Consider the following 7,442-nt stretch of genomic DNA (forward strand, 5'->3'; position numbering starts at 1 on the left):
GAATGGCAATCTTCCCTAAGTCTACCGGCAGGTTGCCGATGACAAAAGCAGTTCGCGTCAGCGGCGCTGCTGTCGCGGGATTTGCCATGTCGCTGGCAGTGGCTACATCGAGCGCGGCCCAAACACCTCCGCCGCGGTCTCTCTCGCCCAATGCAGATTTCAGCAAGATCTGCTTACCGGTCTCCAAACCACGCCTGTCCCGGGACTGGGGCAAGTGGGACAAGTCGCAGCCGGTCAACGATCCCGAGGAGATGTACGAGGCTGCGATCGCCTATACCGAGGGACGTGCCGACATCCATCGATCCCCCTTGACGGCCCGCAGGCTTCTCGAAGACCTAGCAGATCGGCCATGGGCTGGGAGAGGCCGGGCTCATTTCCGGCTCGGCAAGCTGCTTCTCGATCCCGTGGCAGGACCTGTCGATCCCGAGCGCGCAGCGCTTCACCTTGCGACTGCCTCGTCCATGCTGAACATGGATGCAACTGTCCTGCTCGCTCAGCTGCATGCGCAGGGCCGGATTGCTGCTGCCAATGTTCGCGAGGCGGAACGGTTGTTTCGCGCAGCCTCGACGGCTGGTCAGGTCGATGGGATGATCGGGTTGGCCCAGTTGCAGCGCAACGGGAAAATCGGTCCTGTGCCTCAGGTCGCGGCAGACGATCTGATCAAGCTTGCCCTGCAGACACTCTATGACAATCTCGGAAAGGGAAAGTGCGGCGCACTCTTCGAGATCGGGGCAATCCTGAGCGAAGATTTGCTTGTTCCGGGCGGTCTGACCGAGGCGGTCAAATGGTTTGAAGCGGCAGCCCGTCAGGGCGATTCCAAGGCAGACGTAGCTCTTGCAGAAATCTACATGCAGGGCCGCATCAAAGCGACCCCGGATCAGTTCCTGATCCATCTCACTCGAGCGGCCGAGGCTGGGGAGCCGCGGGCCATGACATTGCTGGGCGAGCGGCTTCTGCTTGGGGACAGAGTGCCGAAGGATGTGCCGAAGGCGATCGCCTGGCTGGAGCGGGCCGGACTGAATGCCGATACCGAGGCCTACAAGCTCCTTGCACGGCATTATCGCGGCGAGTTCGGGGCGGCGCAGGATCTGCCGAAGGCTGCAGAGGCTCTGACGAAGGCAAGCGCTTTGCCCGGACACACCACCAGCGTTCTTGTCGGACTTGCACGGCTGCATGCCGCTGGCATGAACGGCAGGCCGGATATCGATGCGGCCTTGACCTTCTATCGGCGTGCGATGGCTCGCGGCGATGTCGGGTCCCTCACGGAAATGGCGAAACTCCTGCTGGCATATCCGCAGGCGGGACGGCCGGACGAAGCTCTTCGGCTTCTCAAGGAGGCGGCTGCACGCGGCAATTCCGATGCGATGGGTGCGCTCGCCGAGCTTTATGCCTGCAGCACCGTTGTCGCTCCGGATCCGGCGCAGGCCAAAGCCTGGTTGGAGCGCGCAGCGGAGGCTGGGCACGTGCGCAGCATCACGGCCCTCGTTGCCCAAGCGGACAAAGATTCGGCGGCCGCACAAAGGACTATAAGGGCTCTCCTTAATGCCGCCGAGCATGGTGATCGCGAGAGCATGGTCCTTCTCTCCTATGCCTACCGTTCAGGACAGGGCGTTACTGCGGATGAAGCCGCGTCGACCCGATGGCGCGAGGCGGCTCTCGCACCAGGGGAGGGGCGATCCCGCGCTATGCTTCTCCTGGCGCGCAGGATGCTGAACGGGCAGGATGGAAGCCGGGACGAAGCCGGTGCTCGGGCTCTTCTCGAGCAGGCTGTCCAAGAGGGAGATTCTGGCGCACAGCTTGAATTGGGGCGTCTTCTGATCTCTCAGCGCGTTCAGAATACGGATGTGCTGAACGGTATGCAGCTCCTGCTGAAAGCCGCATCGGCTGGCAATGCCGCTGCGATGACGACACTGGCCGAGCTTCCGGGCGCGCAGCTGCAGCCGACCGGCAAGAGCGCCTTGGAATGGCGACAGGCTGCAGCAGAGGCCGGCAATGTGCGAGCGGCCATTGCATTGGCATCGAGTGCAAAGAATGAAGCCGATACTGCTCGGTGGCTTTCCCGTGTGGAGGCGTTGCCGGTCTGCTCGGCGAGAGACATGGTCGAGCTTGCGCAGGTCTATCACAGGGTTCCAGGTTCTGATCACAAGGAGCACGCGCGTTCTTGGATGCAAAAAGCACTCGTCGAGGTCCGGAGCAATGCACAGGACCCGAGCACATTGTTTCTCATCGGACGGGCAATGCTCGAGGGCGTAGGTGAGTCTGTCAGCAAGCAAGACGCCGTCAGTTACATCAAACTCTCTGCACAAGCAGGTCGGGTTGAGGCGATGCGTTATCTTGGACGTGGCTATGTGTCCGGACAGATTGGCGAGCGCAGCACGCAGGCGGCAATCGAATGGCTCTCCAAGGCATTGCAGAAAGGCGATGCCGCGGTAGCGACCGATCTTTCCAGGCTTGCGGCAACGCCGAGTGAAGAGGGAGCCGGAGCGGTGGTGCCTCTCAAGGAGAGCGCCGAGAGTGGTTTTGCGCCAGCCATGCGAGAATATGGGCGCAGCCTGCAGCTTGGATTCGGGGTTCCTGTGGACGCACAAGCCGGGGCGATATGGCTGACGAGGGCCGCGGAGGCCGGCGATACGATCGCGATGAAGGAGCTCTCGCGCGCCTACGCATCGGGATATGGCGTAGAGCTCTCGGCCCGAGCCAGCACGGAATGGTTACAGCGGGCCGCACAGGCCGGTGACTCCGAGGCCATGTACGGGCTCAGCCTCGCCATGACCCTGGGTTTCGGCACTGATGTGAACGCAAGCGCAGCCCAGGATTGGCTGAAGACAGCTGAAGGAGCCGCCAAGAAGTAATATCTGGGCTGCCGTGTCGGAGTTTGAAGTACATCGCGGGTGTCATAGTCGATGTGTGGGAGAGGCGAGATGATCAAAGCTACCCGTATCGTTTTCCTGAGTTGCCTCTTCACCAGTGTTTCTCTGGCGGCGATGGCAGTTCCTTCGCACGATGCGAAGGTTTCCGCACCCCAGGCATCGGCGGCAACGCAGCCTGCACCACCGACTCAGGCGCAACTTCGTGCCATGTCCACATTGAGGCTTCTCAGGCTCGGCCAGAAGGCGCTGGATTCAGAGATGGATACGCAGGACTTCGCAACTGGATTGGATGCGGCCAAAATCGCGTCGTCCCGTGGAGACCGGGAGGCAACGCGCCTCATGGCCAAGATCATGGCTCGTCACGAGGTGGCTCTGCAGGGTATAGACCGCGCCAGACTCGAGCGGCGGCTTCGGTTCGAAGCTCTTCGTGGCGCATCAAGTTCGGTGCTGGCCGTGGCAGGCATGTACGATCGCGGTGAAGGCGTTCCTGCAGACACGAGGAAGGCCGCCGAGTGGTATCTGTGGGCGGCCCGCGTCGGGCACGAACGTGCTATGGCTTATGCGGCTTATGCTTATGGCACCGGTCGTGGCTTGGAACGCAGTGAGGCTGCCGCCCTGAAATGGCTTGACGGTGTCAACGAAGGCCGTCGGCGCAGCACGCTTCTTGAGATCGGCTGGGCGCTTGCCCTGGGGACCGAAGGAGTGACGGATATGGCTTCGGCGCTCAGGTTCTTCGAGCAGGCGGCTCAACTCAAGCCTGGCATCGCGTATCAGGTGGCGCTCGATCTGGAGAGAGGAACGCGGGGAATCCAGAACCGCGACGCGGCGGGGCAGCTGATCAAGGTCGCGGCCGAGCGTGGCGACTCTGCTGCCGCCATGCACATGGCCAGTGCGCTCTCAGGCAGCAGCAACGTCGAGGATCAGCGGCAGGCGGTGCAGTGGTACAGTCTTGCTGCTTTGGACAAGACCAATCTTGTTGCCGGGCAAACCCTTGCACGGCTTCTTGCTTTGAGACCGTCAGATGAGCTGATCTCACTCATTGTCGCGGGCCTCGACAAGGCTGCAGAGGCGGGCAACAGCGAGGCGCTCATCGGTTTGGCTCATGCCTATGCGGATGGAATCGGCTTGAGTGCATCTCCCGAGAAGGCAGTAAGCCTTCTGCAGGCCGCTGCCGATTCAGGCATCCCCGAAGCCAAATATCGGCTCGGCCTGATGTACAAGTCCGGAATAGGCGTTACCGCTGATCTCAACAAGGCGATCGAGCTCATCAGCAGCGCTAAGGAAAGCGGCTTTCCTCTCGCAGCAGTCGCTCTCCGTTCCATCACGGAATCAGAAATGACTAGCTCTGTCGATGACGCGCGAAATGGGCCATCTGAGACGCCAAATGCTGTTGCTCAGTGATGGTTACATGGATGGAGCGTGTCGTCGGACCCAAGGGATCTTCGACCTGACGCACGCTTGAGAGCCAAGTACGATGGCAGCGATATAAGGGGCTCTCTCTTTCCTGCGGCGTCGGATTGATTCAATATCACGTAGAGCGGCATGCGATTCCGTCGCCAAGGACACCGAGATTCTGGCCTTGATGGATGGCGCAGGTCAGTGTCGCTTGATTCTGACAACTATTTTGGCCGTTATGTTTGTCGACAGTTTGCCGCAATAGTGTAGCAGATTGGCAAGAATAACTGCCCCGGTTGTTTGTATCAATTTAGGCTCAAGATGAGTTATCCTTGGTGAGGTATCTATTTCTACCTCCTAAGCATAATTAGATACCCCTTTATTAAGGATGGATAACAAACCGTTAACTTGTACAATTCGAGGTAACCTCTGCGGAAAGGCTCCCTCGCATGTCACACCTTCTGCCAGTCACCACGATCTTAGGCTGCAAGAATTCGATGTTGCGTGAGGGCTTGAGGCACATCCTCTCAAGTACCCGTTTCCGATTGCATGCGGAAAGCCTGACACACGGGGAAGTCGCTTTGGACGAGACGGCTCAGGCGGGTCCACTTCTCTTCATTCTCGACGCGAATCTTTATTCGTCGGGGCTGGCTGAGGGAGTTTGGTCCCTGAAGCAGCAATATGCGCAAGCCCGGATCGTCGTTCTGTCGGACAGCTTCAATCTTGAGGGCATGAAAGCCGCCTTTCAATCCGGCGCCGACGGATATTGCCTTGCGACAACAGGATGCGAGGCCCTCATCAAGTATCTCGACCTTGTCATGCTGGGCGAAGTCGTCTTCCCATCTGCTGCCTTCCTGGCGGCTATATCGACCCATGGGGAAGAGATGGACCTCTCGAAAGAGGCCCCTGCCATCAAGGTGTCTTCTCTCCAGGTCGCCCCGGCGCCGGAGGGGCAGGATTCTCCCATTCGGACCTTGTCGAGCAGAGAGGCCGAGATTCTGCAATGCCTGATGCAGGGCGCTCCGAACAAAGTCATCGCGCGCAAACTTGATGTCGCTGAAGCAACCGTCAAAGTGCACATCAAAGCCATCCTGCGCAAGATTCGCGTTGCAAACCGCACCCAGGCTGCCATGTGGGCCGTCAACCACTTGTCTTCAAATTCAGCGGATGCATCGTGGGTGCAGTCAAGCGACAGGCTGGCTATACACAGTCTTCGCTGACGCTGTTAGCCAATTGTCCAAGGGAGCAGAACGGAGAATCACGCCATCGATGATTCCCGGCTGAATCGGCACCACGCAACAACGAGCGAAAGTTTCCGGTGTCGATTGTTCAACGTCGCGGGCTTGCCGGATCAATGTCGTTCGGCGAGCCCTCTGTGTTTGGGCCAATCTCTCGCAATAATATTGGATCTTGCTCCCTCCAGAGGTATTTCACTTGCGCAAAACATCCCTCGCGATGGGGTGGAGTTTTTGACAGCAAGCTGTGTCGAGAGCATTTGCTCCAAAAGTGGAAGCCACTTTTGGGATCTATCCGATGCTCAATGCCTTCGCACCGGTTGGACCTTCGGTTCCGCACGATGCGCTAATCCGTCGGATTATGAGACGGTGGCAGATGCAGGCTTGGCCCTGATCCTCGCTCACGGGAAATATCCTTCATCAACAGACTGCAGTTCTGCGAAACCTTCTCCCTGCTTTCTATTTAGAGAGCCTGTCGGCCGCCTCCTCAGAATGTGGCTCCGGCAACGAAGGCGTGAGTGTTGATAATTTGCTGAATGCTTCGATGGGTAGTTAAGATCACCCCGAATATTTGATGTTCTATTGTATCTACGCGCTTAATCGAGTGCTCTCATAGCGAGAGATATAATTCATGATACTTTATATCATGTTAATACCTTTTGATTAAAGATTGTTAAAAGGATTTGAATGGGTAATGATTGTCTCTAATGAGATTATAAGCTAAACATTTCTGGGGAACTTTGTTGTTTTTCTGACCGAATCAAGACCAGAAAGGCATCTGAGATGCGGAACACCTACGATCTTGATAGCCTTCCACATCCAGGGGCTTCTTCGGCTAAGGATGTTGCATACTCAAGATATATGGAACTGGCACGTTCGGTTGAGCCCTCTTCGGCAGAGCATGCCGCTGTTCGCTCTATCAAGACGCTGCTTGTCGAGCCGAATGCCCTGTTGAGAGAAGGGTTGCGCAGAATTCTCGCCGAGACGGCGTATTCGCCCTCCGCGGCAGCTGCGAGCCTTGAGGAAATGGCCTCGGTACCGGGCCTCGATACTAGCGCTGTCGTCCTCATCATTGATGCGAGCCGCGATCATGATGAGACCTGTCGTCAGGCCCGGATGCTGAAAGAGGGCAATCCTAGCGCCAAAGTGGTCATGCTGATCGAGCAGTACGACCTTAAGCAGGTGGTGGCCGCCTTTCAAGCCGGCGCGGATGCGTACCTCAAAAAGTCAATCTCGCATGAGGTACTCGTAAAGTCGCTGGATCTCGTGATGCTGGGAGAAGCCATCTTCCCCGGTGCGATCCTTGATCTGTTGCGGGAGCGGGAAGCCCGCGCCGATCATGCCAAGGAAGCGCCGGTTGCCGAAGAGTCACATGAGGTGACCCTTCCGGCGAAAGGTCTTTCGGTTCGCGAGACGGTCATTCTGCGCTGTTTGATGGATGGCGATTCGAACAAGATTATCGCTCGGAAGTTCGACATCACGGAAGCCACCGTCAAAGTTCATGTCAAAGCGATCCTGCGCAAGATCCAGGCAAAGAATCGGACGCAGGCGGCAATCTGGGCGGCAAGTCATTTGCCCGCGACGCGCGGTACGCCCGCCAGCTGATCGTGTTGCTCAAGCGCGTTTCTACAATGGGAGCCAATGGCTCCCATTGTTCGTTATGGGGTGCGAGGGCGGTACTTCGAGAACGTTAGCGCATCGTGCGGACCCGAAGGGTCGCTGACGCGGCCCTCTGGGTCCGCGCCCGACGATGCGCCACTTAAGGGATTGAGCATTGGATCGATCCCAAAAGTGGAGTCCACTTTTGGGTCCGATGAGCTAAGTGTTTAATCCCGGACTTTGATGGTGCAATCTTTTCGCATGAGTGGAAGGAAGCACTATGGGGCAGGTTCTACACGGCAGCGCCACGACGACAGAGGCAATCCGTCGAGCAATACAGAAT

Annotated in this window: 4 protein-coding genes; all 4 read left to right on the forward strand. The window is 58.1% G+C overall.

What is annotated here, in order from left to right; all coding sequences use genetic code 11:
* Window positions 1–38: 38 nt before the first annotated feature.
* The 4 genes from ACS5Q1_RS16770 to ACS5Q1_RS16785 all read left to right on the forward strand — a co-directional run bounded on the left by ACS5Q1_RS16770 (window position 39) and on the right by ACS5Q1_RS16785 (window position 7,105).
* Window positions 39–2,852, forward strand: coding sequence for a tetratricopeptide repeat protein (locus ACS5Q1_RS16770; protein WP_473099277.1), 2,814 nt, complete (start codon window positions 39–41; stop codon window positions 2,850–2,852).
* A 69-nt stretch (window positions 2,853–2,921) separates the two neighbouring features.
* Window positions 2,922–4,271, forward strand: a complete 1,350-nt coding sequence (locus ACS5Q1_RS16775; RefSeq protein ID WP_473099278.1) for a tetratricopeptide repeat protein — start codon at window positions 2,922–2,924, stop codon at window positions 4,269–4,271.
* 443 nt (window positions 4,272–4,714) lie between these two features.
* Window positions 4,715–5,485, forward strand: coding sequence for a LuxR C-terminal-related transcriptional regulator (locus ACS5Q1_RS16780; RefSeq protein WP_473099279.1), 771 nt, complete (start codon window positions 4,715–4,717; stop codon window positions 5,483–5,485).
* A gap of 876 nt (window positions 5,486–6,361) precedes the next feature.
* Window positions 6,362–7,105: a LuxR C-terminal-related transcriptional regulator gene (locus ACS5Q1_RS16785; protein ID WP_473099280.1), complete on the forward strand. Its 744-nt coding sequence runs from the start codon at window positions 6,362–6,364 to the stop codon at window positions 7,103–7,105.
* Window positions 7,106–7,442: the final 337 nt, after the last annotated feature.

The sequence above is a fragment of the Microvirga sp. GN3 genome (genome assembly GCF_055792825.1).